The 24,898-nt window shown below is 68.9% G+C and carries 25 protein-coding genes; 11 read left to right on the top strand and 14 right to left on the bottom strand.

Annotated features, from left to right (window positions below; genetic code table 11):
* Window positions 1-1,086 (bottom strand): AAA family ATPase, encoded by a 1,086-nt coding sequence (locus AC1DWT_RS12040; protein WP_072940442.1) that lies wholly within the window; start codon window positions 1,084-1,086, stop codon window positions 1-3.
* Window positions 1,087-1,091: 5 nt separating this feature from the next.
* A complete protein-coding gene (gene pnuC / locus AC1DWT_RS12035; RefSeq protein WP_095862592.1) occupies window positions 1,092-1,733 on the bottom strand; it encodes a nicotinamide riboside transporter PnuC in 642 nt (213 codons plus the stop codon).
* Between the two features lie 149 nt (window positions 1,734-1,882).
* Between pnuC and AC1DWT_RS12030 the strand changes: the two genes are divergently transcribed.
* The 3 genes from AC1DWT_RS12030 to AC1DWT_RS12020 all read left to right on the top strand — a co-directional run bounded on the left by AC1DWT_RS12030 (window position 1,883) and on the right by AC1DWT_RS12020 (window position 4,583).
* Window positions 1,883-3,058, top strand: a complete 1,176-nt coding sequence (locus tag AC1DWT_RS12030) for an acyl-CoA dehydrogenase family protein (protein ID WP_095862593.1) — start codon at window positions 1,883-1,885, stop codon at window positions 3,056-3,058.
* A gap of 9 nt (window positions 3,059-3,067) precedes the next feature.
* Window positions 3,068-4,195 carry an acyl-CoA dehydrogenase family protein gene (locus tag AC1DWT_RS12025; RefSeq protein WP_095862594.1) on the top strand — a complete coding sequence of 376 codons (1,128 nt, stop codon included), beginning with the start codon at window positions 3,068-3,070 and terminating at the stop codon, window positions 4,193-4,195.
* Window positions 4,196-4,379: 184 nt separating this feature from the next.
* Window positions 4,380-4,583 (top strand): hypothetical protein, encoded by a 204-nt coding sequence (locus AC1DWT_RS12020; RefSeq protein ID WP_012688808.1) that lies wholly within the window; start codon window positions 4,380-4,382, stop codon window positions 4,581-4,583.
* Window positions 4,584-4,591: 8 nt separating this feature from the next.
* Here the strand turns inward: AC1DWT_RS12020 and AC1DWT_RS12015 are convergent, their stop codons facing one another.
* From AC1DWT_RS12015 to AC1DWT_RS11995, 5 genes are read right to left on the bottom strand one after another with little or no spacing between them, the layout of a single operon-like run.
* Window positions 4,592-5,752 (bottom strand): VWA domain-containing protein, encoded by a 1,161-nt coding sequence (locus AC1DWT_RS12015; RefSeq protein WP_072940179.1) that lies wholly within the window; start codon window positions 5,750-5,752, stop codon window positions 4,592-4,594.
* Window positions 5,749-7,926, bottom strand: a complete 2,178-nt coding sequence (locus AC1DWT_RS12010; RefSeq protein WP_477920725.1) for a DUF5682 family protein — start codon at window positions 7,924-7,926, stop codon at window positions 5,749-5,751. Before AC1DWT_RS12010 ends, AC1DWT_RS12015 begins: the two co-directional genes overlap by 4 nt.
* 11 nt (window positions 7,927-7,937) lie before the next feature.
* Complete coding sequence (locus AC1DWT_RS12005; RefSeq protein ID WP_072940182.1) at window positions 7,938-9,041, bottom strand: ATP-binding protein; 1,104 nt, start codon at window positions 9,039-9,041, stop codon at window positions 7,938-7,940.
* Window positions 9,038-10,513 (bottom strand): DUF5691 domain-containing protein, encoded by a 1,476-nt coding sequence (locus AC1DWT_RS12000; protein ID WP_477920686.1) that lies wholly within the window; start codon window positions 10,511-10,513, stop codon window positions 9,038-9,040. The genes AC1DWT_RS12005 and AC1DWT_RS12000 overlap by 4 nt, the downstream gene beginning before the upstream one ends.
* Window positions 10,510-11,826, bottom strand: coding sequence for an SWIM zinc finger family protein (locus AC1DWT_RS11995; RefSeq protein ID WP_477920684.1), 1,317 nt, complete (start codon window positions 11,824-11,826; stop codon window positions 10,510-10,512). The genes AC1DWT_RS12000 and AC1DWT_RS11995 overlap by 4 nt, the downstream gene beginning before the upstream one ends.
* 127 nt (window positions 11,827-11,953) lie before the next feature.
* Here AC1DWT_RS11995 and AC1DWT_RS11990 point away from each other — a divergent pair, with 127 nt between their 5' ends.
* Window positions 11,954-12,469 carry an SRPBCC family protein gene (locus AC1DWT_RS11990; RefSeq protein ID WP_095862598.1) on the top strand — a complete coding sequence of 172 codons (516 nt, stop codon included), beginning with the start codon at window positions 11,954-11,956 and terminating at the stop codon, window positions 12,467-12,469.
* Between the two features lie 10 nt (window positions 12,470-12,479).
* Here the strand turns inward: AC1DWT_RS11990 and AC1DWT_RS11985 are convergent, their stop codons facing one another.
* Together AC1DWT_RS11985 and AC1DWT_RS11980 are read right to left on the bottom strand one after the other, a co-directional pair.
* Window positions 12,480-12,836 carry an antibiotic biosynthesis monooxygenase gene (locus AC1DWT_RS11985; RefSeq protein ID WP_072940196.1) on the bottom strand — a complete coding sequence of 119 codons (357 nt, stop codon included), beginning with the start codon at window positions 12,834-12,836 and terminating at the stop codon, window positions 12,480-12,482.
* Window positions 12,837-12,905: 69 nt separating this feature from the next.
* A complete protein-coding gene (locus AC1DWT_RS11980; RefSeq protein WP_095862599.1) occupies window positions 12,906-13,409 on the bottom strand; it encodes a GNAT family N-acetyltransferase in 504 nt (167 codons plus the stop codon).
* A gap of 193 nt (window positions 13,410-13,602) precedes the next feature.
* Here AC1DWT_RS11980 and AC1DWT_RS11975 point away from each other — a divergent pair, with 193 nt between their 5' ends.
* Genes AC1DWT_RS11975 through AC1DWT_RS11965 form a run of 3 tightly spaced genes read left to right on the top strand, consistent with a single transcriptional unit; the run spans window position 13,603 to window position 16,785 of the window.
* Window positions 13,603-14,124 (top strand): MarR family winged helix-turn-helix transcriptional regulator, encoded by a 522-nt coding sequence (locus tag AC1DWT_RS11975; protein ID WP_095862600.1) that lies wholly within the window; start codon window positions 13,603-13,605, stop codon window positions 14,122-14,124.
* Window positions 14,117-15,916, top strand: a complete 1,800-nt coding sequence (locus AC1DWT_RS11970) for an AMP-dependent synthetase/ligase (RefSeq protein WP_477920681.1) — start codon at window positions 14,117-14,119, stop codon at window positions 15,914-15,916. Before AC1DWT_RS11975 ends, AC1DWT_RS11970 begins: the two co-directional genes overlap by 8 nt.
* Window positions 15,917-15,933: 17 nt before the next feature.
* Window positions 15,934-16,785 carry a patatin-like phospholipase family protein gene (locus AC1DWT_RS11965; protein WP_072940204.1) on the top strand — a complete coding sequence of 284 codons (852 nt, stop codon included), beginning with the start codon at window positions 15,934-15,936 and terminating at the stop codon, window positions 16,783-16,785.
* A gap of 3 nt (window positions 16,786-16,788) precedes the next feature.
* On the opposite strand, the gene AC1DWT_RS11960 is transcribed toward AC1DWT_RS11965, so the two are convergent.
* Complete coding sequence (locus tag AC1DWT_RS11960; protein WP_477920678.1) at window positions 16,789-18,036, bottom strand: lipase family protein; 1,248 nt, start codon at window positions 18,034-18,036, stop codon at window positions 16,789-16,791.
* 120 nt (window positions 18,037-18,156) lie between these two features.
* On the opposite strand from AC1DWT_RS11960, the gene AC1DWT_RS11955 reads away from it, so the two are divergent.
* A complete protein-coding gene (locus tag AC1DWT_RS11955; RefSeq protein ID WP_072940209.1) occupies window positions 18,157-18,651 on the top strand; it encodes a GNAT family N-acetyltransferase in 495 nt (164 codons plus the stop codon).
* 4 nt (window positions 18,652-18,655) lie between these two features.
* Here the strand turns inward: AC1DWT_RS11955 and AC1DWT_RS11950 are convergent, their stop codons facing one another.
* Genes AC1DWT_RS11950 through AC1DWT_RS11940 form a run of 3 tightly spaced genes read right to left on the bottom strand, consistent with a single transcriptional unit; the run spans window position 18,656 to window position 20,881 of the window.
* A complete protein-coding gene (locus AC1DWT_RS11950) occupies window positions 18,656-19,417 on the bottom strand; it encodes an amino acid ABC transporter ATP-binding protein (RefSeq protein WP_072940212.1) in 762 nt (253 codons plus the stop codon).
* Window positions 19,414-20,082: an amino acid ABC transporter permease gene (locus AC1DWT_RS11945; protein ID WP_072940214.1), complete on the bottom strand. Its 669-nt coding sequence runs from the start codon at window positions 20,080-20,082 to the stop codon at window positions 19,414-19,416. The genes AC1DWT_RS11950 and AC1DWT_RS11945 overlap by 4 nt, the downstream gene beginning before the upstream one ends.
* Window positions 20,083-20,092: 10 nt before the next feature.
* Entirely contained in the window at window positions 20,093-20,881 is a 789-nt protein-coding gene (locus AC1DWT_RS11940) for an amino acid ABC transporter substrate-binding protein (protein ID WP_072940217.1), read from the bottom strand.
* Window positions 20,882-20,980: 99 nt separating this feature from the next.
* Here AC1DWT_RS11940 and AC1DWT_RS11935 point away from each other — a divergent pair, with 99 nt between their 5' ends.
* Window positions 20,981-22,444, top strand: a complete 1,464-nt coding sequence (locus AC1DWT_RS11935; protein ID WP_072940220.1) for a SulP family inorganic anion transporter — start codon at window positions 20,981-20,983, stop codon at window positions 22,442-22,444.
* Here the strand turns inward: AC1DWT_RS11935 and AC1DWT_RS11930 are convergent.
* Window positions 22,441-23,211: a deoxyribonuclease IV gene (locus AC1DWT_RS11930; RefSeq protein ID WP_387490806.1), complete on the bottom strand. Its 771-nt coding sequence runs from the start codon at window positions 23,209-23,211 to the stop codon at window positions 22,441-22,443. The genes AC1DWT_RS11935 and AC1DWT_RS11930 overlap by 4 nt on opposite strands.
* Window positions 23,212-23,410: 199 nt before the next feature.
* Between AC1DWT_RS11930 and AC1DWT_RS11925 the strand changes: the two genes are divergently transcribed.
* The gene (locus AC1DWT_RS11925) at window positions 23,411-23,659 is read left to right on the top strand and encodes a helix-turn-helix transcriptional regulator (protein ID WP_072940226.1); all 249 of its coding nucleotides are present in this window, start codon (window positions 23,411-23,413) and stop codon (window positions 23,657-23,659) included.
* Window positions 23,659-24,894 (top strand): type II toxin-antitoxin system HipA family toxin, encoded by a 1,236-nt coding sequence (locus AC1DWT_RS11920; protein WP_477920676.1) that lies wholly within the window; start codon window positions 23,659-23,661, stop codon window positions 24,892-24,894. The genes AC1DWT_RS11925 and AC1DWT_RS11920 overlap by 1 nt, the downstream gene beginning before the upstream one ends.
* Window positions 24,895-24,898: the final 4 nt, after the last annotated feature.

Here is a 24,898-nt window from a genome sequence, read left to right as displayed (position 1 = left end):
TCAGCCTCCCAGTGGTGCGGCGAACGTCGATCGGTGGGCGAGTGCCTGTTCAGTGACCTGCGTCGCGAGGTCGAGACGCTCTGCCTGGCTCCCGGTCAGCATCACCCACGACCGCCCGGCGGCGGTGAGTGCATCGACGAACCACTCTGTCATCTCCTCCCGGATCGACTCTCCGTCACGCAACCCATCCTGCACGAAGGGGACACCGACGTGGTCGGTAATGAGGTACAGGGCATGGCGGCCCGGCCGGTGGTCGTGCGCCCGGGTGCTGTCGGGGCCGAGGTAGCGCCGCTCCCACACGGTGGTGGCTTCTGCGTCGGTGTCGCAGATCGTCAGGGGCGACCCCGACCGCGCCGCCGCCTCTTCCCACTCGTTCTGGATGCGGGCGATGTCGGCGAAATCCTGCCCGATCCAGACGAGGTCGTCGACGCCGGCGGACGCGTCGGCGACGCGGGCTCTCGCCAGCTTGTCGGCGGTTGCCGTGCGACCGTATTCGGGAACCCAGTGCGTGCGCCGCCAGATCCCGCCGCGGGCGCGGAAGCGCTGCGCCAGCGCATGACTGACGGTGGTGGTCCCGGTGGATTCCGCGCCGAGCACCACGATCCGGGTGGTGAGCAGTGCCTGCGCGGGCGCGTCGAGGTGTTCCCAATTGCCGGCGAGGTCGCCTCGACAGGCGGTTCCCGAAATCGGGAACCGGACCCGCTCGGGGTCGACGGGGACGTGGACGGCGTCGAACCAGCGGGCGAGGTCGTCGCCGTACTTCTCGCTCGACACGACCACGTCGACGGCGATTCCGGTGACCTGGCGCACCGCGGCGCGCATGCACGCCACCTGGGCGGCCCACACCGGTCGCGACGCCAGGTCCATCGGGGCGTCGCACGCGATGCCGGTCACGGTCACCGTGCGGTCGCCCGCATGCGATTCGGCGAGGCAGGACACTCTGTCCGCCAAGGGAATCGACTCGACCCGGGACGCCATCACCACCACCGTCACCCGGGCGGCTACCCGCGCCGCCTCCCGGATCAGCAGGTGGTGCCCGGCGTGCGGGGGATAGAACTTTCCGATCACGAGCGCGTGGTCGCGCATTGCGGTCACCTGCTCGCGGTCGTCGCGAGGGCGGGGAGTCCCGACGACCTGCGCCACTCGAGGAGACCGCGGACGCAGAGCACGAGGAAGCCGACGTACAGCAGGGCCGTCAGCGTCAGACCCTTGTGCAGGTAGAGCGGGACGTAGACCAGATCGGCCGCAATCCACAGCAGCCACGATTCCCAGCGCTTGTTCACCTGTCCCCAGGTGGCCAGCAGCGAGAGGGCTGTGGTGACGGCGTCCCAGAACGGGACCGTGGACGACGTCGCCGTGTGCAGGAGCACGGTCAAGGCGGCGGTGCCGACGATGCCGGTCCCGGCGAGCCACCTCCATTCCTCCGGCGACGTCCCGGTGACGGGCAACGGGTTGCCGGCGCGACCGCGGATCCACCGGATCCACCCGGCCACGGCGAGCGCGATGTAGACCAGTTGGAGGGCCGAGTCGGCGAAGAGTCCGGCTGCGTAGAACAGCAGGATCCAGACCAGGTTGTTCGCGATTCCGATCGGCCAGTTCCAGGTGGACTGCCGGGCGACGAGCCAGACGCACACGGCGCCCGACGCGAAACCGAGCACTTCGGCCCAGCTCGTCGTCGTCCCGAACGACGTCACCGCGGCCGAATTGAGCCAGTCGACGAGTAGTGCGATCACGGGAACTCCTTGTAGTCGTAGTGACTACGAAACGGTATCACTGATGTGGTCATTGTGACTACAACTGGGGATGTCGTGGTGTCCCGCGGGAGGTGGGGGTACCGTCGGGACCAGAACATGAATCCGACCTCGAGTGCGAAGGAATTCCGATGAATCTGGCCCTGACCGACGAGGAGCTGGCGTTCCGCGACGAGATGCGAACGTTCTTCACCACACAGATTCCGGCGGAGATCCGCGAGCGGTATGCGCGGGGCGAAGAAGTGGGGAAAGAAGGCTTCATCGAGTCTCAGCGGATTCTGAACGCCAACGGGCTCGCGACGCCGCACTGGCCGGTCGAGTGGGGCGGCCGCGACTGGACGCCGGTGCAGAAGCACATCTGGCTCGACGAGCTGCAGCTCGCGTCGGTGCCCGAGCCGCTCGCGTTCAACACCAGCATGGTGGGCCCCGTCATCGCGGCGTTCGGTTCGCAGGAGCAGAAGGAGAAGTTCCTTCCCGCGACCGCCAACCTCGACATCTGGTGGTGCCAGGGATTTTCCGAGCCCGAGGCCGGTTCCGACCTCGCGTCGCTGAAGACCCGCGCCGTCCGCGACGGCGACGACTACGTGATCAACGGCCAGAAGACGTGGACCACCCTCGCGCAGCACGCAGACTGGATCTTCGTCCTCGCCCGCACCAACCCGGATGCCCCCAAGAAGCAGGCCGGCATCTCGTTCATCCTCGTCGACCTGAAGACGCCCGGCGTCACAGTGCGCCCGATCAAGCTGATCGACGGAGGCCACGAGGTCAACGAGGTCTTCTTCGAGGACGTGCGCGTGCCCGCCGAGAATCTCGTGGGTGAGGAGAACCAGGGCTGGAGCTACGCCAAGTTCCTGCTCGGCAACGAGCGCGCCGGCGTCACCCGCCTGGGATTCTCCAAGGTCCGGCTCGCGCAGGCGAAGAAGCGCGCCGCGGAGATCTCGGTCGGCGAGGGGACGCTGCTCGAGGACCCGCTGTTCGCCGCCCGCATCGCGGAACTGGAGAACGAGATCATCGCGCTCGAGCTCACCCAGCTGCGGGTCGTCGCGAGTTCGGCCGACGGCAAGCCGAACCCGGCGTCGTCGCTGCTGAAGCTGCGCGGGTCCGAACTGCAGCAGGCGACACTCGAACTGCTGACCGACGTCGCGGGCCCCGACTCCCTACCCTTCGCCGCCGGTGACGGCATCTCCTCACCGCTCTGGGCGCAGCGGACGGCACCGACCTATCTGAACTACCGCAAGGTTTCCATCTACAGCGGATCGAGCGAAGTGCAGCGCAGCATCATCGCCTCCTCGATCCTCGGATTGTGAGGGCGTGACATGGACTTCGACCTGACCGACGAACAGAAACTGCTGCGCGACACCATCCGCGAACTGCTGGGGCGCAGCTACGACGCGGAGAAGCGCAACGCTGTCACCGATACCGAGCAGGGGTGGAGCCCGCAGGTCTGGAAGCAACTCGCCGAGGTGGGGCTGCTCGGCCTGAGCTTCGACGAGGAAGACGGGGGAATGGGCGCCGGACCCGTCGAGGTGGCATCGGTGATGACCGAGATAGGCCGCCGCCTCGCCCCCGAACCGGTCCTCGACGCCGTGCTCGTGCCGGGCGGTCTGATCGCTGCGGCCGGCAGTACGGAGCAGCGTCGCCGGATTCTCCCGGACGTGTCCGAGGGCACCCTCCTGCTGGCCTTCGCCGATCGGGAACCGGGCGTGCGCTGGCCGTCGGCCCGGGTGTCCACGACCGCGACGAAGGATGGCGACGCGTGGACCCTGACAGGTACGAAGAATCCTGTTCCGCACGGTGGCGGCGCGAACATGCTGGTCGTCAGCGCGACACTCCCGGACGGCGGGGTCGGACTGTTCCTCGTCGACGGCGACGCCGCCGGCCTGACCCGCACCCCCTACGCGACCCACGACGGACTGCGGGCCGCGCAGGTGGAACTGTCCGGCACCCCGGCCGAGCCGCTCGGTGCGGGCGGCGACGCGGCTGCGGCGATCGAGGGCGCACACATCCGGGCGCAGGCGGCACTGTGCGCGGAGGCCGTCGGCGCGATGGAGGAGGCGTTGCGGCTGACGACCGAGTACCTGAAGACCCGCAAGCAGTTCGGCGTCCCGATCGCGAAGTTCCAGACACTCACCCACCGTGCGGCAGACATGTACGTGCTGCTGGAACTGGCCCGCAGCATGAGTCTCTACGCCACGATGTCGCTGGCCGACGGAACCGTGGACCCGGTGGTCGCGTCCCGCGCCAAGCTGCAGATCGGCCGGTCGGCCCGGACGATCGGGCAGGAAGCGATCCAGATGCACGGCGGCATCGGCATGACAGCCGAGTACCCGGTCGGGCACTACGTGAGCCGGCTGACCGCCATCGAGCACACCCTCGGCGGCTCCGACGACCACCTGCGCGTGCTCGCGGCGGCGACGACCCAGGGCACCGTCAGCATCATCTAGCCCACCCGTGARTACTTGTTAACCGCGGGCGGTTAACAAGTACTCACGGGGGCAGGTCTCGGATTGGTATCGGAAAGAGCGTTTTCGACGTGTCGCACGAGGACCCCCGTGTGACGCAGCTAACGTTCTGCGCGCACATCAGAACTCACGGGGGATGTACGTATCTCGGTGAAGGAGCGTTGTCATGGGGTCCGGTCCAGTCAAAGCGATCATGTGGAGCCTGCTCGTCGTGGGACTCGTCGGTGCGGGAGTCGGGATCTCCGAACTGCACGTCCCGTGGACGGTCGCGTCGTTGATCGTCGCGTCGGTGTCCGGCCTGGTCCTGCTCAGGATCCGTGCCGACGCACACCCCGAACTGCACAGCGAGCGCCGGATGGCTGCCGGCTGACCCCGCCGTCACCCCTGCTGGAGCCCGTCCGCCCACCTGCCGATGTCGCCGCGTTCCAGTGCGAGCGCCAGCAGTTCCGGGAATGTGTCCGGTGTGCAGGCGAACGCGGGAATGCCGAGCGCACCGAGGGCCGCCGCGTTGTCGTGATCGAACGACGGGGCGCCGTCGTCGGACAGAGCGAGCAGCACCACCACCTGGACACTCGCGTTCTTCATCGCCGCCATCCGGCGGAGCATCTCCGCGCGGATCCCGCCCTCGTACAGGTCGGAGATCAGCACGAACAACGATTCCGCCGGCCTGTCGATCAGTGACTGGCTGTAGGCGATTGCCCGGTTGATGTCGGTGCCGCCGCCGAGTTGCGTGCCGAACAGCACGTCGACGGGATCGGACAGCTTGTCGGTGAGGTCGACGACTGCCGTGTCGAACACGACCAGCGACGTCTTCAGCGCGCGCATCGACGCGAGCACCGCGCCGAACACGGACGCGAACACGACGCTCGACGCCATCGAGCCGGACTGGTCGATGGCGAGGACGACGTCGCGCTGCACGGCCTGCGATCGGCGGCCGTAGCCGAGCAACCGCTCCGGCACCACCGTCTTGTGCTCGGGCAGGTAGTGCGCGAGGTTGGCGCGGATGGTGCGATTCCAGTCGATGTCGCGGTGCCGGGGATTGGTGATTCGGGCGGAACGGTTGAGGGCACCGGTGACGGCGGTTCTGGTCTTCTGCGCGATCCGGTCCTCCACCTCCCGGACCACCTTCTCGACGACCATCCGGGCGGTGGCCTTGCTGGTCTCGGGCATCACCCGGTTGAGGCTCAGGAGGGTGCCGACGAGGTGGACGTCCGGTTCGACGGCGTCGAGCAGTTCGGGTTCGAGGAGCAGTTGGGTGAGGCCGAGCCGGTCGATGGCGTCCTTCTGCATCACCTGCACGACGCTGCTCGGGAAGTAGGTGCGGATGTCGCCGAGCCAGCGTGCGACCTTCGGTGCCGATCCGCCGAGACCCGCAGTGCGCCGGCGGCTCTTCGACCCGTCGCTGCTGGTGTCGTACAGCGCGGCCAGTGCGCCGTCCATCGCCGCGTCCGTCCTGGACGCCAGTCCGCCGGTGGATTCCTCGGCGGCGTTGCCGAGCAGGAGTCGCCACCGACGTAGCCGCTCCGCGTCTTCGGTCACGACGTCACCCCCAGGATGTCGGCGACGGTGCGGATCGCGACGGTGCCGCGCCGGGCATCGACCTCGGCGGGGGTCTCGGCCGTGGAGCCACCCTCGACGGACTGTCCGATGGCCCGGCGTTCCCCGGTCTCGAAGCTGCCGAACGTGCGCCGCAGCAGCGGCAGCACGTCGACGAAATCCTGCTCGCGCAGCCCCGACACCCACCCGTCGAGCAGTCGCAGCAGTTGCCGGTCGTGGACCAGCAGCAGCCCTCCGCCGCCGAGGAAGCCGTCGACCCACCCGGCCTTGGCCGACGGGTCGGCGCCCACGGACAGCGCCCGCGACAGCCGGGTGGCGGCCTCGGTTTCGCTGACGGCGCCCGCGTCGCGGAGTAGTCGGACCATGCGCCCGATCACGAGGCCGTTCACGTCGGTGCGGTCGACGAGGCCGGTGAGCGTGCCGAGCCACCGCGCCGACGCACGGTCGTCGTCGCGCAACATCACCGCCGCGTGGACGTCGTCGACGGCGCGGCGCAGGTCGAGGGCACTGTCGTCGTCCAAACCGGACATCGCCGACGGCAGTCCCGCGCAGATACGGACGAGGAGGCTGTCGGTGACGCGGGTGAGGGACGAGACGTCGGTGCCGCGGACGTCGCCGTACCGCAGGGTGCGGGTCAGCGCGGGCAGCGCGTCCATCAGGTGCATGACGTCGTGGTCGAGCGTGGCCGCGGTCTCCAGCGCGCGCAACAGTTCGGCCAGGGCGTCGCCGAGATCCGACAGCAGCGCCTGCTCGAGCAGCCCGGTGAGCCGGGCGAGGGAGACGTCGCCGGCCGCCGCCTCCTCACGGACCTTCGCCGTCGCCGCGGCCTCGACGGTGGTGCCCCACAGCGACGCCTCGATGATCGACACCGCCAGTTCGGGTTGCCAGGTGAGCGACCACGTCTCACGGAACGTGCCGGTGCCRCGGACGTCGCTGTCGGCCGGGGTGCCCCAGTCGACACCGAGGATCTGCAGGCGGTGCAGGAGCCGGGACCGCGCGACGTCGTTGTCCCGGCGGAGGTCGAGGTCGATGGTCTTCTCGGTGGCCTGCTGCTTCAGGCGCAGGGTCTTCGCCCGGGCACGCAGGTCGGCGTCGAGCGGAACGGTCGGGGTGTCGTCGGGGACGGCGCCGAGGGCCTCGCCGACGACGAGGCGACGCGTGATCAGGTCGAGCAGGACGTCGTCCCCGTCGCACATCACGGCGCGGGTGGCTTCGGTGACCTCGGAGAGTCCGGCCAGCGGCCGCGCCCGCAACGCGGCCAACGTGTCTGCGAGACGGACGGATTCGATGACGTGTGCACTCGACACGGGAAGGTCCTCGTCCCGCAGCACCCGCGCGACCTTCGTGAGCCACCGGGTGATCGTGCGGTCTGGGGCGGTGAACAGGTGGTGATACCAGCCGGGGGAGGTGATGCCGGCGCCGTATCCGGACGCCGTGGACAGCCGCGAATGCGTCCACGGCACCCACGTCAGCGAGGTCTTGATCTTGGGGATTCCCTTGAGGATTCGCGCGTCCGCGGTGGCCGGTCCGAGGGGTCCGGCGAGTGCCGGGGCGTGCCAGGCGCCGCACACCACCGCGATCCGCACGGCACCGCCCTTGATCACCTTCCGCAGGGTCTGGCGCATGTACGCCTCGCGTCTGCTGGTGGGTTCGTCGAGTTCGACGGTGCCGCGCAGCGCGGTTATGGCGTCGGTGATCGCGTCGAACGAGTCGGCCCCCGAACCGGATTCGATGACGGCGTCCCACCAGCGTTCGGTGTCGTCGTAGCCGGCCGCCGCGGCCAGCGCCGCCAGTGGATCCTCGGAACGGGACTCGGCGCGGTCGGCGGCGAGGGTGTTGGCGGCCGGAAGGTCGCAGAAGCGCACGTCGACGCCGTGTCCGGCCGCCCACGACAGCGCCTGCCACTCCGGGGAGAACACGGCGAACGGCCAGAACGCCGCCGTCCGGGGTTCGCCGGTGGCATACGCGAGCAGCGCCACCGGGGGTTCCATGGTGCCGGACGCGGTCAGCGCGACCAGCGGATCGGCGTCGGCGGGCCCTTCGATCAGCACGGCGTCGGGGACGAACTCGTCGAGCGCGCGACGCACCGATCGTGCGGAACCGGGCCCGTGGTGGCGGATGCCGAAGACTCGGACGTCGCCCGCCGGCGGGCTCATCGCCCTGGTGCTCACCCGGTGACCTCGCGGCACGCCCGGTAGAAGTCGGCCCAGCCCTCCCGTTCGCGGACCACGGCCTCGAGGTATTCCGTCCACACCACCCGGTCGGCCACCGGGTCCTTCAGTACGGACCCGAGGATGCCTGCGGCGACGTCGGAGGGACGGAGCACCCCGTCCCCGAAGTGCGCGGCGAGGGCGAGTCCGTTGGTGACCACGGAGATCGCCTCCGCCGTCGACAGCGTTCCGGACGGCGACTTCAGCTTGGTGCGACCGTCGCTCGTGGCGCCGGACCGCAGTTCCCGGAACACGGTGACCACACGCCGGATCTCGTCGTCCGTCGCCGGGACTGCCGGCAGTTCCAGGGAGGACCCGAGTTGCTCGACTCGCCGCGCGACGATGGCGACCTCGTCCTCCTCGTCGGCGGGCAGGGGCAGGACGACCGTGTTGAAACGCCTGCGCAGCGCGGAGGACAGGTCGTTGACGCCGCGGTCTCGGTCGTTGGCGGTGGCGATCAGGTTGAAACCCTTGGTGGCCTGCACCTCGGTGCCCAGTTCGGGGATCGGCAGCGTCTTCTCCGACAGCACGGTGATGAGCGCGTCCTGCACGTCGGCGGGAATGCGGGTCAGTTCCTCGACGCGCGCGATACGGCCACCCTGCATGGCCGTCATCACCGGGGACGGAACGAGTGCGCCCGCGGTCGGACCCTCGGCGAGGAGCCTCGCGTAGTTCCAGCCGTACCGGATGGCCTCCTCGGGTGTGCCCGACGTTCCCTGGACGAGCAGGGTCGACTCGCCGGACACCGCAGCCGACAGGTGTTCGGACACCCACGTCTTGGCGGTTCCGGGCACGCCGAGCAGAAGCAGTGCGCGGTCGGTGGCGAGCGTCGCGACCGCTACCTCGATCAGCCGCCGGGGACCGACGTACTTGGGGGTGATGACCGTGCCGTCGTCGAGTTCGCCGCCGAGCAGGTACGTCACGACCGCCCACGGCGACAACTTCCACGACGGTGGCCGGGGCCGGGTGTCCTGCGCGGCGAGGGCGGCGAGTTCGTCGGCGTAGGCCTGCTCGGCGTGGGGTCGTAGCAGGTCGGCCGGGCCGGCCGCGATCTCGGTCACTCGAGCTCCTTCAGGACTGTTCTGCGATGGTCGATGTTGGCGGCGACAGTGGCGAACGCCTGCTGCCAGCCCGGGTCACGGGTGCGTTCGGCGGCCGCCCGGAGCAGCGGCGCCGCAGCGAACGGGAAGTGTGTCTCCGCGCTGCGGAGGGTCGAATAGTGGCTGTGCCGGGAGAACTGACCGAGGTCCTTGCCGGTCTCGGCGTGCCGCCCGGCCACGTCCTCGAGGCGGGCGATCACCCGTTCGGCGAGGTCCAGCGGCCACGGGTGGGGGAGCCCCTCGAACAGTGCGGCGCCGTCGACGCCCAGCAGGTAGCTGTCGGCGTGGCCCGACAGAATGTAGGCGAGCCGTTCGCGAGCGGGGACGATCGGCACCACGCGACGTTCGGTCGTCCGTCCCTCACGGTGCAGCAGGGCGGACGCCCAGCGCGGATTGCGCTGGAGCACGGTGGCGTTGGTCCACGCCTCCATCATCACCTCCCGCCACTGGTCTTCGATCCGGATCTCCCACGCGCCGGAGGCCGAGCCGATCATGCCTTCCCACACCGGCAAGGGGGCGGCGGTGACCACCATCCGCAACCACCAGCTGCGGATTCCCTTGTTCTTGAAGTGGACGTCCTCGATTCCGTCGCGACGGGCCGAATCGTCCAGGGAACCCGGCATGTTCACCACGAGGCGGGTGCGCAACGGCTTCTTCTCCACCCGCACCCACGCGCGGGCGCGGGCGGCCATCCGCTCGGCGTACGCGGAGTTCGGCAGCTGCCGCAGCAACTGGACCGCCTGCTGCCGCACCTCTTTCCGCCGGTCGTCGAGTGCGTGCTCGAGCAGGTCCGAGTCGGCGTCGCCGAGCCCCGTGCCCAGGACCGCGATGAACGCCGCCCGGTGCTCGCCCCGTTCGGAATCCCAGGTGCGACGCAGTTCGGCCAGCGCGATCGCCGGGTTCACCGCCCGCATCGTCGTGAGCCAGAGCAGCCGTTCCAGGTGCGCGCCGTGCGTCCACACGTCGGTGCGATCGGACCGCCGGACCAGCATCGACCAGTCCGGGTTCTGGGCGGCGAGCCACTGGCCGCGGGGGCCTGCCAATCGCAGGATGCTCTCGCGGTGGATGTCGTTCGTGCGTGCCACCGCCATCAGGTCGGCGACGAGATGATCGGGCGCGCGGTATCCCCGCTCGGCGACCACCGCAAACCACTCGGTGAGTGTCCACGATTTGGCGGCGAGCAACTGCATCAGGTGCGCGGCGGACGCGGGCGGCAACTGCAGCCGCGGATCGTCCTCGGCGGGCGCGGGCAGCACGCGGGTGGAGGCGGCGACTCCGCCGTCGCGGTACGCGTTCTCGAGCGCGGCGGCGCCCAGCAGGGTCTCCGCCGGGTCACCACCGACCGACTGCGCCAGTTCGCCGGTGGCCAGACCCTCGAACGAGGGAGTGGAACGTGCCGTGCCGAGCAGTGCGGCGGACAGGAGTTCGCTCATCGCCGACTCCCCGCGGTCGACGGCGCGGCGGCCACGAGCGGGTACACGTCGCCACGATCGAACACCGACACGGGAACGAGGGAGTCGCTGGTCCACTCCCCGAACACGGTGACGGGACTGCCGCCGGACATTCCGAGCAGTCGCCACAGGACCGGATCCTCGCCGGACAGCGGCAGCGCGCGTCCCTGCCCGTCGACGACGAACCAGCTTCCGCCGTCGTATGCCGGGGTGACTCCGGTGAGCAGGGCGGGCCACGAGCGGATCCACGGGTCGGCTCCGACCGCGGCGGCGAAGTCGTCGAGTGCGGTATCGATGTCGCTCGGTGCGACCGTCGTGAACGGTTCGGGCGGCTCGTGGGTGTCGCCGAACTGGGCGCGCAGCGGCGCGGCGCCGGGGTAGAAGTGCAGGGTGGCGTCGACGAGCGATCCGAGCGGCGGGATCACCGTCGAGAAGTTGGCGGAGCCGTGCGCGAAGTCCAGGAGGATCGCGCGCCGACCGTGGTCGCGGCCGAGCAACCACACCTTGCGGGTGAAGAGGCGCTTCTCCTCGGTGGTCTGCATACCCAGGACCATCCACCGGTCGCGGACTCCCGGCTCGCCTCGCACGCTGTCGGTGGCCACCGGGTAGCCGACGTGCGAACGCACCGACGCCTGCAACGGTTCCGGTAGTTCGCGCAGGCGGCGATGGGCGACGACGAGAAGGTGCAGCCTGGCGTATTCGCGGAGCAACCGGTCCGGCCAGTCGGCGCGGGTGGCCACGCCGCTCGGAAGGCGGCGCAGGGCGGACGCGACGCCCGGCGCCTGTGCGTCGACCATGCGGGCCGCGATGGCGTCGAACGCGGACGCCGAGATGTCGGCCGCACCGAGCCCGCCCCGGATCTGGTCGGTAAGCCACAGGTCGAGTTCGTCGAGGCCCGCCGCCACTCGTTCCGCTCGGCGTTCGGTGGCCTTCGCACCGGCCGTCCTCGTGGCCGCCGCGGGCACGGCCCGCCCGGCCCGCCGGCTCAGCCAGTCGTTCACGAACTCGGGCGGTTCGGACTGCTCCGGAACCCGGCCCTGCGACCAGATCAGCAGCAGCCCGAGCGTGTGCTTGCACGGAAACTTCCGGCTCGGGCACGAGCAGTGGTACGCCGGACCGGTGAGGTCGACGACCGATCGGTAGGGGCTCTTGCCGCTGCCCTGGCACAGTCCCCACAGTGCGTCGCCGTTGCCGCCCGTCTGCGTCCACGCGGCCGACAGCTTTGCGGCGGCAGCGAGCGAGCCGGCATCGGGCGCCACCGATGCGACCTGTCCCTCCGACCAAGGCGACGTCACTCCGCCACCGTAGGGGAGTTGTCCGACAGAAAGGGAGGAGGGTGCGCGGAATTGTCCGCCAACTTCGGTGTGGACGCCGGTCTCGCGTGTCAAGCTGTCGTCAGGTGCGACAGCGAGGAGTGGGCCGGTGATCCACGGAAGGTATTTCGAGTTCAAGGGTCGTCCCGCCGTGCGGTTCCGGTGCACGTACCCGTTCGCCGTGCAGAGGCTGTGGGAGGCCGTGTCGGAGCCGGACGAACTCGCGCACTGGTTTCCGTCTCGGGTCCGGCTCGACACCTACGCCGGCGGCGACATCGAATTCTTCCCGGACCCGCACAGCGACCCCGAGACGGGGACGGTCCTGGTGTACGGCGCGCCGTACACCCTGGCGTTCACCTGGGGCGGGGACGAGATCCACTTCGAGGTCGAGCCGACCGCGGAGGGGTGCGCACTGACGCTCGTGAATGTTCTCGAGGTCCGCAACACGGCGGCCAGGAACGCCGCCGGGTGGAGTGTCTGTCTCGCCGACCTCGACCGGCACCTCGACGGGGCGGACACGCCAGGCCACCGTCGCGATGCGTCCGCGGACTGGCGGCCGTTCTATCAGACCTATCTGGGGGAGGGGATGCCGGCGGGGGCCCCGATCCCGGGGGAGTCCGCCTGACGGCGGTTCGTCAGAGCCGGGGACGCTCGAACAGGCTCTCTACGTTCGACGCCGGCTCGTTCGGCGCCTCGACCGCGATGTTGCCGCCGGTCCTGAGCCACCCGTTCCTCAGCGACGACGTCAACCAGTTGTCGAGTGCGGCTTGGGTTTCGAACTTCAGGACGATCACGCAGACATCGGAGGTGCTGCTCTCCTTGAGCCACCCCCCGCCGAGGAACCCGGGGAACAGGCGGGCGAGTCCGAGCCCGGTCTGAATCCAGTCGGCGAACTCCTCGTCGCAGCCGCGGAGGACCCGGCGGACGATGGTCGTCGTGACGGACGCATCCACAGGCTCGCCTGCCCTGGCGCCGTCGGCCGCGTTCTCCATCGTTTCCCTACCTCGGTTCCGGCTCACCCCCGTGACATGTTCCACCTCAAACTACCAGCGGATTCGACGTCACAGGTCGTAGAAGGGCGCGGCGTACCGGAACGTGCCGGTGATGGACGGATCCCAGCATGCGAGCCGGCGTACCTGGAAGTGGGACGACCACGACGGCTGGTCCGGCTCGATCCCGACCGACGTTCCGGAGACGAAGCCGAACCGCGGGTAGTAGTCGAGGTGACCGAGCAGTGCGACGAGCGGTTCGTCCCTGGCGTCGGCGCCGCCGAGCACGGCGTGCATCAGCGCCGAACCCACCCCGTCGCGCTGGAGACCGGGGAGGACGCCGATCGGGCCGAGTGCGAGTACGTCCGTGGCGTCGACGGTTGCGCGGGTCAGGCAGACGTGGCCGACGACGGTTCCGTCGATTTCGGCGACGAGGGCCAGTTGCGGAATCCAGTCGTCGCTCGACCGCAACCGGGTCACGAGTCCGACTTCGACGGGAGCGTCGCCGTCGAAAGCCTGCCGGTGCACCTCGGCCACCGCGTCGACGTCGCCTGCATTCTCGCGTCTGATCAGCATGCGCACACAGTGCATCGGCCGGGCCGCAGGCCGCAACGGCTTTTCCGGCGCCGGCCGTTGTCCGGCCGGTAGCGGTGCGCGAAAAGCGTTCTCCAATTGTGACCGTGTGACGTTTGTGGCCGAATGAATTTCCGGCGCATCGGTAGCAGTATGGGCAGAACGTGAGTCGAGCGAAGGGCAACGGGAATCGGGGGTGCGGGTGGTCGACGCCAGGGTGGTCGGATACAGTTGCGGTGTGCAACACAACGAGGTCGAGCCGGAGGAAACGCCCGCGTCGGGCGTGGTGGCCGTCCATGACGAACTCGTCCGCCTCGTCCGTCAACTGGTCGCCGGTGACCGCCCTCCCGTCGGATCCCCGACGTTCGCTCAACATTCGCTGCTCTCCTTCGTCGCCCGCAATCCGGGTTGCCGGGCCACCCAGATCTCGGACGCGTTCGGCGTGCACCGCTCCACCGTGTCGCGTCAACTCCGGGGCTGCATCGACGAGGGCTGGGTGCACGCCGAACCGGGACCGCTGCGCAGCGGTCACCCGTTGAGCCTCACCGACGGCGGCGTCGCGGTGCTGGCCGGCGCCGACGCCCGCCGGGTGGAGGAAGTCCGCGACCGGGTGGCCTCGTGGTCGGACGCCGAGATCGCCGCGTTCGCCCGGCACCTCCGCAAGTTCCGCCAGGGCGGCGACACAGACGACAGCATCGGAGACGGCACCCGTGCGTGAGTACACCAGCGCCCCGACGTTCACCGTGTCGGATCACGAGAACGCCGTGCTCCGGGTGTTCGCGCACGCCGAGAGCTACCCGGATCGGGTGATGTACACGCGTCCGGAGTCCGGCGGGTGGGTCGACGTGACGGCCAAGGACTTCGGTGCACTCGTCACCGGGGTCGCGAAGGGTCTGATCGCCAACGGGGTACGCCCCGGCGACCGGGTGGCACTGCTGTCGTCGACCAGATTCGAATGGTCGCTGCTCGACTACGCGATCTGGGCGGCGGGCGCGGCGTCCGTCCCGATCTACGATTCCTCCTCGCACGACCAGATCCGGTGGATCATCGAGGATTCGGGGGCCGTGGCCGCGCTCGTGGAGACCCCCGCCCACGCGTCGAGTTTCGAGGGTGACGGCATCCCCTACACGCTGAAGCGCATCCTCACCATCGACGAGGACGCGGTGGGCACGCTCATCACGGACGGGTTGTCGATCGACGATTCCGAGGTGTTCAAGCGGGTGGTGGCGCTGACCGCCAACGATCTCGCCTCACTCGTGTACACGTCCGGTACCACGGGTCGTCCCAAGGGCTGCATCCTCACCCACCGGAACTTCCTGTCGGAGGTGCGGTCGCTGCTCGCGGCGCCGATCGGCGACGTCGCCCGGCCGGGCAACCGCGTGCTGACGTTCCTTCCGCTGGCGCACGTGCTGGCGCGGGCGGTGTCGCTGGCGATGTTCGAAGGCGGGGCGACGCAGGCGCACTGGTCCGACTTCGGCACGGTCACGGGTGAATTCGAACGTTTCCGGCCCAACACCATCCTCGGTGTTCCCCGCGTGTTCGAGAAGGTGCGGGACGGCGCGGCGCGCAAGGCGGCGTCGGGTGGAGGCCTGCAGAAGCGGATCTTCGACTTCGCCGAGGCCACGGCGGTGGCGTACAGCGAGGCCCAGGACACCGGCGGTGCGCCGCTGCGGCTCCGGCTCGAGCACGCGGTCGCCGACATACTCGTCTACGCGAAACTCCGTGCCGCCCTGGGCGGCGACTGCTGGTGGGCGATCTCGGGTGGCGGGGCGCTCATGCCCAGGCTCGGCCATTTCTTCCGCGGCATCGGGGTTCCGGTCTACGAGGGCTACGGACTCACCGAATCGACGGCCGCGCACTGCGTCAACGTCCCCGGCGCCCAGCGGATCGGGACGGTCGGTCAGCCGCTGGGCGGCAACAGTGTGCGCATCGCCGAGGACGGCGAGATCGAACTGCGCGGCGGCGTCGTGTTCGGCGGCTACTGGCGCAACGAACACGCCACCCGGGAAGTGCTGGACGACGGCTGGTTTCGCACCGGCGACCTCGGCGACCTGGACGAGAGCGGGTACGTCACCATCACCGGTCGCAAGAAGGATCTGCTGATCACCGCCGGCGGCAAGAACGTGTCACCGGGTCCGCTCGAGGACCGGCTGCGCTCGCATCCCCTCGTCTCGCAGGCGGTGGTGGTGGGCGACGGCCGCCCGTTCATCGGGGCCCTGCTGACCGTGGATCCGCCGGAATTCGGCAAGTGGAAGGCCGCGCACGGCAAGCCGTCCGAAGCCAYGGTGGCGGACCTGCGTGACGACGAGGAACTGCGCGGAGACCTGCAGGACGCCGTGGACGACGCGAACACCACCGTCTCGCACACGGAGTCGATCAAACGGTTCGTCGTGCTGGACCGCGACCTCACGGAGGCCGGCGGGGAGCTGACCGCCACCCTGAAGATCAAGCGGCCCGTGGTGACCGAGCGCTTCGCGGACGACATCGCGAGCCTGTACCGCCGAGGCTGACCGGCTACGGTGGCGGCATGACAACAGCTTTCGTTCTGTCGGGTGGGGCGAGCCTCGGGGCAATCGAGGTCGGAATGTTGCAGACCCTGATCGGCAGGGGAATTCGGCCGGACCTCATCGTCGGCACGTCCGTCGGTGCGCTCAACGGCGCCTGGCTCGCCGGCGGTTCCTCCGACGCGGACCTGCGCGAACTGGCCGACCTGTGGCGCGGTCTCACCCGCAGCGCGGTGTTTCCCGCCGGATTGCTCACCGGGTTCACCGGTTTCGTCGGGCTCCGCAACCACCTGGTCTCCAACCGCGCCATCAGGAAGTTGCTGGCGCAGCATCTGCGGTTCGAACGGATGGAGGATGCGCCGATCCCGCTGCACGTCATCGCCGTCGACGTGCTCACCGGCAAGGACGTCCGGCTGTCGACGGGGCCTGCCGTCGACGCCGTCACCGCCAGCGCGTCGCTGCCCGGCATCCTCCCACCCGTGGTGATCGACGGCCGGGCGCTGATGGACGGCGGGGTCGTCAACAACACCCCCATCTCCCATGCGATCGAACTGGGGGCGACGACCGTGTGGGTACTGCCCACCGGATATGCCTGCACCCTGTCGAAGGTCCCCGGAAGTGCGCTGGGCATGGGGTTGCTCGGGGTGACGCTCGCGATCAATCAGCGGCTCGCCCTCGACATCGAGCGGTACGAGAGCGTCGCGGACATCCGGGTGGTGCCCCCGCTGTGCCCGCTGGACACGAGTCCCGCCGATTTCGGCGACGCCGACGAACTGATCACGCGGGCGCGGGAGCAGACCGCGACGTGGCTCGACGAGGCACGCGTCGCCGGGGTCGGGCAGGCCGATCTGCTGCTGCCGCACGGGCACGGGTAGCCGTCAGCGGCACCCCGCGGGCGCAGGCACTCCGGCCAGCCGGTCGTCGATCCAGCGCACCACCTCGGGCAACGCGAACACGGCGGCGGTGAGGTGCTCGCCGAACTGCGGGGCATAGGTGACGTCGGCACCGCCGCGGCACCACTCCTGCTGCAGTGTGATCACCCCGTCCTCCGGGATCCACTCGTCGCCGAGGAACACTCGCGACGACCCGTGATACAGCAGCACCGGCGCGGTCGGGGTGAGCGCGCCCATCCTGTTCTCGGCGACCACCGTTCGGGCTGTGGGATTGCCGAACGGGTCGGGGACGGCGGCGAACAGTTCGGCGGGCAGCGAGGCGACCCCGGCCGGTGCGAGGGCCAGGATGCACTGGTCCTTCAGCGGCGACGTCGCCAGCACCACACCGAGCGGATTCGCCAGCATCAGCATCTCCGGGTATTCGCGGGCGAGCCCGAGGACGGCGGACAGGTACACACCCGAACTGAGTTGGCCGTTCATCGTCCTGCGGAGCAACCCGAAATCGGCGGGGGTTCCGCCCGCGGCGGCGCCGGCGAGTTGCACGTCCGGTGCATACGTCGGCTGCAGTTGCGCCGCCCAGCCGGTGGCGATCGCACCACCGCTGTATCCGGTCGCGAGAACCGGGCTGTCCGAGAGCCCGAGGCCGGGAAGCCGCCTCATGCCGCGGATGCTGTCGAGCACGGCATGACCCGCCATCCGCCCCGCGCTGTACGCCATCCGTGGTCCCTGGTGGTCGGGCACGAGCACCGCGTAGTTCTTCGCGAGGAAGAGCGAGAGCACCGGTGGGATGTCCAGGTCGAGGGTCTGCCAGTCGTGCACCATCTTGTAGGACGGTGTGCACCGGGCGCCCAGCGAGTCGATGGGCATGTTGTAGTCGACCACCGGTCTCGGACCCGGCGCGGTCCACTCCGCCGTCGGCACCAGCACCGTCGCGGTCACCGGCACGGGGCGGTCCTTGGAATCGTTGGAACGCACCATGATCTGGTGGGCCCGGTGCGGCACCAGCGGGTTCGGCACCGCCCGGAGCGTCACTTCCCGTGAGCGGATGATCTCGCCGGCCGCGAACTCCGCGACGTTCGGCGGCCACACGAAGAAGTCGTCGTCCAGGATGGGGGACGGGAGAATGGATTCGGGCCCGAGGGGCTGGGCGGCCGCGCGCGGAGGGTGGGTGCACACATACGCGGCCGCGCAGGTGGACAGTGTCATCAGGACCACCGCACGAAACAGGTTCATCGCTACCACCGCCCTGAGGTAACTGTCCCAGGATGTAACTGTAACTCCAGTCACATCGTCGCAGATAGACACGGCTACAGCGGTGGTTTGTTCTCGCAGCGGGATGGTTACTGTGTGTGCATGGCGGTCACCGTGGAGCGGGCAGAACTCGAGCAGGCTGAAGACATCGTTCAGATGCACTGGGACGCAGAGGATTGGCTCCTGGCCAGGGAAATCGATCCGCCCGCCCGCGGTGAGGTCTCGCTCGCCGACGTGCGTGAGCAGATCGAGTTCGGGGAATGGCGGGTCGCGCTGTTCGCGGGGATCGTGGTGGGGGCGCTCCGGGTGCTGCGATCCGATCCGGACGTGTGGCTCGAGGACGACATTCCGGCCGCCTACGTCGCCCGGGTCATGACCGACCGCAGGCACGCCAGCGCCGGACTGGGCGCCCAGTTGCTGCGGTGGGTCGACGAGCACGCCCGCTCCGAGGACGCGTCCGTCGTGCGGATCGAATGCGTCGAAACCAACGCCCGGCTCCGCGACTACTACGAGGAGCAGGGATTCTTCCTGGTGGGTCGCCGGGACTTCGATGTGGAGTGGCCGAGCGTCGTGCTGATGGAGAAATCGCTGCGCTGACCGTTCACAGCGGGTCGAGGATCCGGTGAAGGAACTGTCGTAGTCGTGGACTGGTCGGATTGACGAGTACGTCTTTCGGGGTGCCGCGTTCGAGTACGACACCGTTGTCGACGAACAGCACCTGGTCGGCCACCTGCTGCGCGAACCGGATCTCGTGGGTCACGATCACCATCGTCCAGCCCTCGGTCGCGAGATCCCGGATCACCCGCAACACCTCGCCGACCAGTTCCGGGTCGAGCGCGGACGTGGGCTCGTCGAACAGCATCAGTTTCGGCTTCAGGGCGAGCGCGCGGGCGATACCGACCCTCTGCTGCTGACCGCCCGACAACTCGTACGGGTACTGGTCCGCCTTCTCCGCGAGACCGACCTGCGTCAGCAACCGCATCGCGTCCGCACGCGCCTCGGCCTTGGGCCGCTTCTGCACCACGATCGGGCCCTCGGTGACGTTCTGGATCGCCGTCTTGTGCGGAAACAGATTGTGGGCCTGGAACACCATGCCGCTCTGCGCGCGGAACCTGGCCAGCGCCGACCGGCCCACCTCGGCGCCGAAGTCCACCGACTCGTCACCGATGGAGATCACCCCGCGGTCCGCCACGTCCAGGGCATTGAGGGTCCGCAACACCGTCGTCTTGCCGGAGCCCGACGGTCCGATGATGACGGTCACCGTGCCCGCCCCGACGTCGAAGCTGATGTCGCGCAGAACGTGATGGTCGCCGAACGACTTCTCGACGCCGGATACCTGAAGCAGGGGAGGGGTGTCGGTCATCGGGCCACATACCTGTCGAGTCGGGCTTCGAGCCGGACCTGGACGGCCGACAAGAAGATACAGATCACCCAGTAGTACAGCGCCGCGATGCCGTAGAGGGCGAAGAAGTCGAACGTCGGCGCGGCCGCGAGCTGGGCGACGCGCAGCAGTTCGGTCACCAGGATCGTCGACGCCAGCGATGTGTCCTTCACCAGTGAGATCAGCGTGTTGGACAGCGGCGGGACGGCCACCCGCGTGGCCTGCGGCAGCACGATCCGCTGCAGCGTGGTGGTGTAGCCCATGCCGATGGTCTGCGCGGCTTCCCACTGTCCCTTGGGGATCGACAGGATCGCCGCCCGGATCACCTCGGCCGCGTAGCCGCCGACGTTGAGGCTGAACGCGATCACCGCGGCCGGGAACGGTTCGAGCGTCACACCGAACTGCGGCAGTGCGTAGAACACGATGAACAACTGCACCAGCAGCGGGGTGCCGCGGATGATGGAGACGTAGAAGCGGGCCAGCATCGACAGCGGTCTGATCGACGAGATCCGGGCGAGCGCCACCAGCAACGCGATCACCAGACCGATGGTGAAGCTGATGATCGTCAGGGGAATCGTCATGGTGATCGTGGCCTTCAGCATCGGCCACAGGTTGTCCAGGATCAGCTGGACCGTTGCGTCGTCCACGGGCAGGCTCTCAGTTGGTCGGTGCCGACACGTCGGTGCCGAAGTACTTCTGCGAGATCTGTGCGAGCGTTCCGTCGGCGCGCAGTTCGTCCAGGGCCTTGTCGATGTCGGGTATCAGGCCGCTGTCCTTGCGGGCCGCGAACGCCTGCTCGCTCGTGTCCCCGGTCTCGGCGGCGATCTTCACCCCGGTGTCGCCGGTCTGCTTCTGGTATTCGGCGACGGCCAGATTGTCGTTGACGGTGGCGTCCACCCGGCCGTCCTTGAGCAGCGTGATGGCCTGCACGAAGCCCTCGACGGATTCGACGTTCGCGCCCGCGTCCCTGGCCACCTGCGCCCAGTTGCTCGTCGCGGACTGCGCCGTCGTCTTGCCGTTCAGGTCGGCGAGCGAGGTGATGGCGTTGTCGTCGGCGCGGGTGACGATCACACCCTCGGAGTAGGTGTACGGCGTCGACAGGTCGTACTTCTGGGTGCGCTCGTCGTTGACGGTCACCTGGTTGGCGACGAGGTCGTAGCGTTTCGCCTCGAGGCCCGCGAAGATCGAGTCCCACGGGGTCTGGGTGAACTCGACGGACACGCCGAGTTTGTCGCCGACCGCGCGGATGACATCCACGTCGTACCCGGTGAGCTGACCGTCGGGACCCTGGTAGCTGAACGGTGTGTACGTGCCCTCGGTGCCGACCTTCAGGACGCCCGATTCGCGTACCTGGTCGATGACCGGCCCCGAATCGGAGTTCCCACACCCCGCCAGCGACAGCGCGGTCAGGACGGCGATCAGGGCGGCCGGAAGTGTGCGTCGCACGGTGTTCCTCCTCTGTCGGCGGATCAGCTAACCGTACTGGTCGAACGCCGCCCGGATAGGATCTTCCGAGTCCCGTTCAGGAAGAAGGATTGTCTCACCGTGCCCTCTCTCGCTCTCCGACGGCCGGTGTGGCTGCATCCGACAGTGTTTCGTATCGAGTCGTTGTCCGCGCTCGTCGTGGCGATGGCGCTTATCCCGGAGGCCCTGTCGTTCTCCATCATCGTGGGGGTCGATCCGCGGGTGGGGTTGTTCACCGCCGCGATCATGGCGATGACCATCGCGTTCACCGGCGGCCGTCCCGCGATGATCTCCGCGGCTACCGGTTCGGTGTCGCTGGTGCTCGCCCCGCTGATGGCGTCGCACGGGTTGCAGTACCTCATTGCGGCGGTCTTCCTCGGCGGTGCGATGCAGATCGTCCTCGCCGTCCTCGGCGTGGCGCGGCTCATGCGGTTCCTGCCCCGCAGCGTGATGGTCGGCTTCTGCAATGCGCTGGGAATCCTCATCTTCGTGCACCAGTTCCCGTATCTGACGAACGTGCCGTGGGCGGTGTACGCGCTCCTCGCCGCCGGTCTCGCGCTGCTCGTGTGGATCCCCCGGCTGACCACGGCCGTGCCCGCGCCGCTGCTCGTGATCGTCGGACTCACCGCGTTCACCGTCCTCGCCGGTGTCGCGGTGCCCACCGTCGGGGATCAGGGCGAACTGCCCGACGGCCTGCCGACTCTCATCGGGCTGCCGGACGTTCCGCTCACGGTCGACACCCTGCGCATCATCGCGCCGTTCGCGCTGGCGATGGCCGTCGTCGGACTCCTCGAATCGTTGATGAGCGCCAAACTCGTGGACTCGGTCACCGACACGCATTCGGACAAGACGCGTGAGTCGTGGGGGCAGGGCGTCGCGAACATCGTGACCGGGCTCTTCGGCGGCATGGGCGGGTGCGCGCTGATCGGGCAGACCATCATCAACGTCAAGACCGGTGGGGCGCGAACCCGGCTGTCGACGTTCCTGTCGGGTGCGTTTCTGCTGATTCTCGTGGTCGGTCTCGGCGACGTGGTGGGAACCATTCCGATGGCGGCGCTCGTCGCCGTGATGGTGCTGGTGGCCGCCACGACCTTCGACTGGCACAGCGTCCGCACACTCCGGCGGATGCCGCTGAGCGAGACGCTGGTGATGCTCAGCACCGTCGCGGGCACCCTCGCGACGGACAATCTCGCGATCGGCGTGGGTGTCGGTGTGCTCGTCGCGATGGTGCTGTTCGCGCGCCGGGTGGCGCACATGGTGGACGTGCGCGGCGAACTCGACGGCGACGTGAAGACGTACCGGGTGAGCGGTCAGCTGTTCTTCGCCTCGTCCAACGACCTCGTGTTCTCGTTCGACTACGCGGACGACCCCGGCCGCGTGGTCATCGATCTGTCGGGCGCCACCATCTGGGACGCCTCCACCGTGGCCGCGCTCGATGGCATCACCACGAAGTACGCGAGCCGCGGCACCGACGTCACCGTGGAGGGCCTGAATCCGGTCAGCGAGGAGCGGTACCGCAGGCTGACCGGCCGGCTGGGCGACTAACCGACGGTCTCCCGCAGATACGCGAGGTCCTCGGACAGCCCCTCCTCCGGCGTCTCGAGGACGACGGGTGCGCCGGCGGTCCGCACGACCTCGGCGAGCAGTTCGGGGTCGATGGTTCCGTCGGCGAGGTTGGCGTGCCGGTCGCGTGCCGAGTCGAACTCGTCACGGGAGTTGTTGAGGTGCACCAGGTCGATGCGGCCGGTGATGGCCTTGATGCGTTCGACGACTCCCACCAGATCCTCGCCGCCCGCCCACGCGTGGCAGGTGTCGAGGCAGAAGCCGGCGCCGAAATCGCCGACCTCCTGCCACAGCCGGTCGATGGCGTCGAAGTGCCGCGCCATCGCGAAGTCGCCGCCGGCGGTGTTCTCGATGAGGATGGGGACGGGGAATCCGCCCTTGTCGGCCTGGCGTTCGAACAGTTTGCGCCAGTTTATGATTCCCGCGTTCACGTCCTCGCCGTCGCGGACGTGCCCGCCGTGGACCACAAGTCCGAACGCACCGATGTCGGCGGCGGCCTGGGCTTGCTGCGCGACGGCGTTGCGGGAGGGCATCCGGAGCCGGTTGTTGAGGCTGGCCACGTTGATCACGTACGACGAGTGCACGACCACGTCGATGGGGCTGTCGCGGATCTCGTCGGTCCGCGGATGCGTCGGGGGCTTCTCCCATTTCTGCGGGTCCGTGAGGAACATCTGAATGACGTCGGCGCCGAGCCGTTCGCCGTATCCGATCGGATCTTCGTCCTGGCGGACGTGTGCTCCTATGCGCATGTAACCAGGGTAGGGGGTGGGTGCCGCGACAATGCCTGTGCTTGCGATCGCAAGCGTAAAGGGGAGGTGTGTGCTTGTTTTCATCGACTTCCAGCGTTAAGCCTGCGTTCGCAGTCATAGGCATGGACTTCGGGGCAGAATCGGCGCACACTGGCGTTAAGCATCCGACGACAAGCATTGACATGATCAGGAGGCTGCCATGGCTACCCCACGCCGCCGCGAGCGAACCGAGACCGGCGGGATCTCCGACGGATTCGTGGCACGGCGACACCAGCTCGGGTTGACGCAGGCCGAGCTCGCCGACCTGGCCGGAGTGTCGAGGTCGAGTGTGCAGTCGATCGAATCGGGCCGCGGGACAGTCCAGCTGGATCTCGTCGACGCCGTCGCAGACGCCATGGGATGCCGCCTGGCGCTCGTCACTCGCGCGGGCGTGGAGGTGACAGTCTGATGGTCGAGAACCTCAGCGGCGTCGACCGGGCCGACGTCTACAAGGGTGACCGCCTCGCGGGCACTCTCGTGCGGGAGGGCGGGGACGTCGTCTTCCGTTACGACCCCTCCTACCTGCAGGACCCCGGCGCCCCGCAGGTCGCGTGGACGATCCCCACCACGTCGGCCGAGGTGCGTGCCAGCGGGGGCAGCGTCCCGCCGTTCTTCGCGGGTCTGCTCCCGGAGGGGATCCGGCTGCGGGGCGCGGTCGCGGCCACCAAGACGTCCGAGGACGATCACCTCACGATCCTGATGGCGGTCGGAGCCGACACGATCGGCGACGTGCGCGTCCTGCCCGCCGGGGTGCCGCCGCCCGAGACAGCACCCGTGTTCGACCCCGACGCGGTCGAACGACAGGACCTGCGGGCGCTGTTCGAGCACATGTCGGGGCACGAGGCCGTGAAGCTGGACCCCACCTCGCTGCCCGGGGTGCAGGCGAAGGTGTCGGCCCAGATGTACTCGACACCGATCGCGACCGAGAAGGGTCCGGCCATTCTCAAACTCTCACCCCCGCAGGGGTACCCGCAGTTGGTCGAGAACGAGCACTTCTTCATGGGACTCGCCGCGCAGTGCGGGTTGCCCGTCGCCGACCACCAACTGGTGCACGACGGCAAGGGCAATGCCGGCCTGCTCGTCGCGCGTTTCGACCGGCGAGTCGATGCGTCCGGCCGTGTCATCCGCACCCCGCAGGAGGATGCGTGCCAGGTGATGGGGATGTTCCCCRCAGCCAAGTACCGGCTGAAGACCGAGAACGTGATCACCGCACTCGCAGGCGTGTGTGAGCGCGGCGGCGGTTCGGCGCGGGTCGCCACCCTGGAACTACTTCGGCTGGTGGCCTATTCGTACGCGATCGGCAACGGCGACCTGCACGGCAAGAACTTCTCGGTGCAACTCGCCGAATCGGGGTTGTGGAGCGTCACACCCGCCTACGACCTGCTCTGCACCCAGCCGTACCTCGGGTGGCGCGACCCGATGGCCCTCGACTTCTACGGCAAGGCGAACAAACTCAACCGCAGGCACTTCGTCGAATGCGGGGGCAGGCTCGGTGTTCCCGAACGCGCCGTCACCAGAATGCTCGACGGCGTCCGCAAGGGCATCGGGCGTGGAATCGGAGACATCGAGTCGATCGGCTTCACCTCGAAGGAGAACACGCTGCTGCGCACACTGATGGAACGGCGTTCGGACGAACTGGGCTGAACCG

The sequence above is a fragment of the Rhodococcus sp. P4_B6 genome, assembly GCF_056402215.1.
The sequence above is the reverse complement of the archived record's forward strand: the minus strand, read 5'-3'. Positions and strand labels throughout refer to the sequence as shown.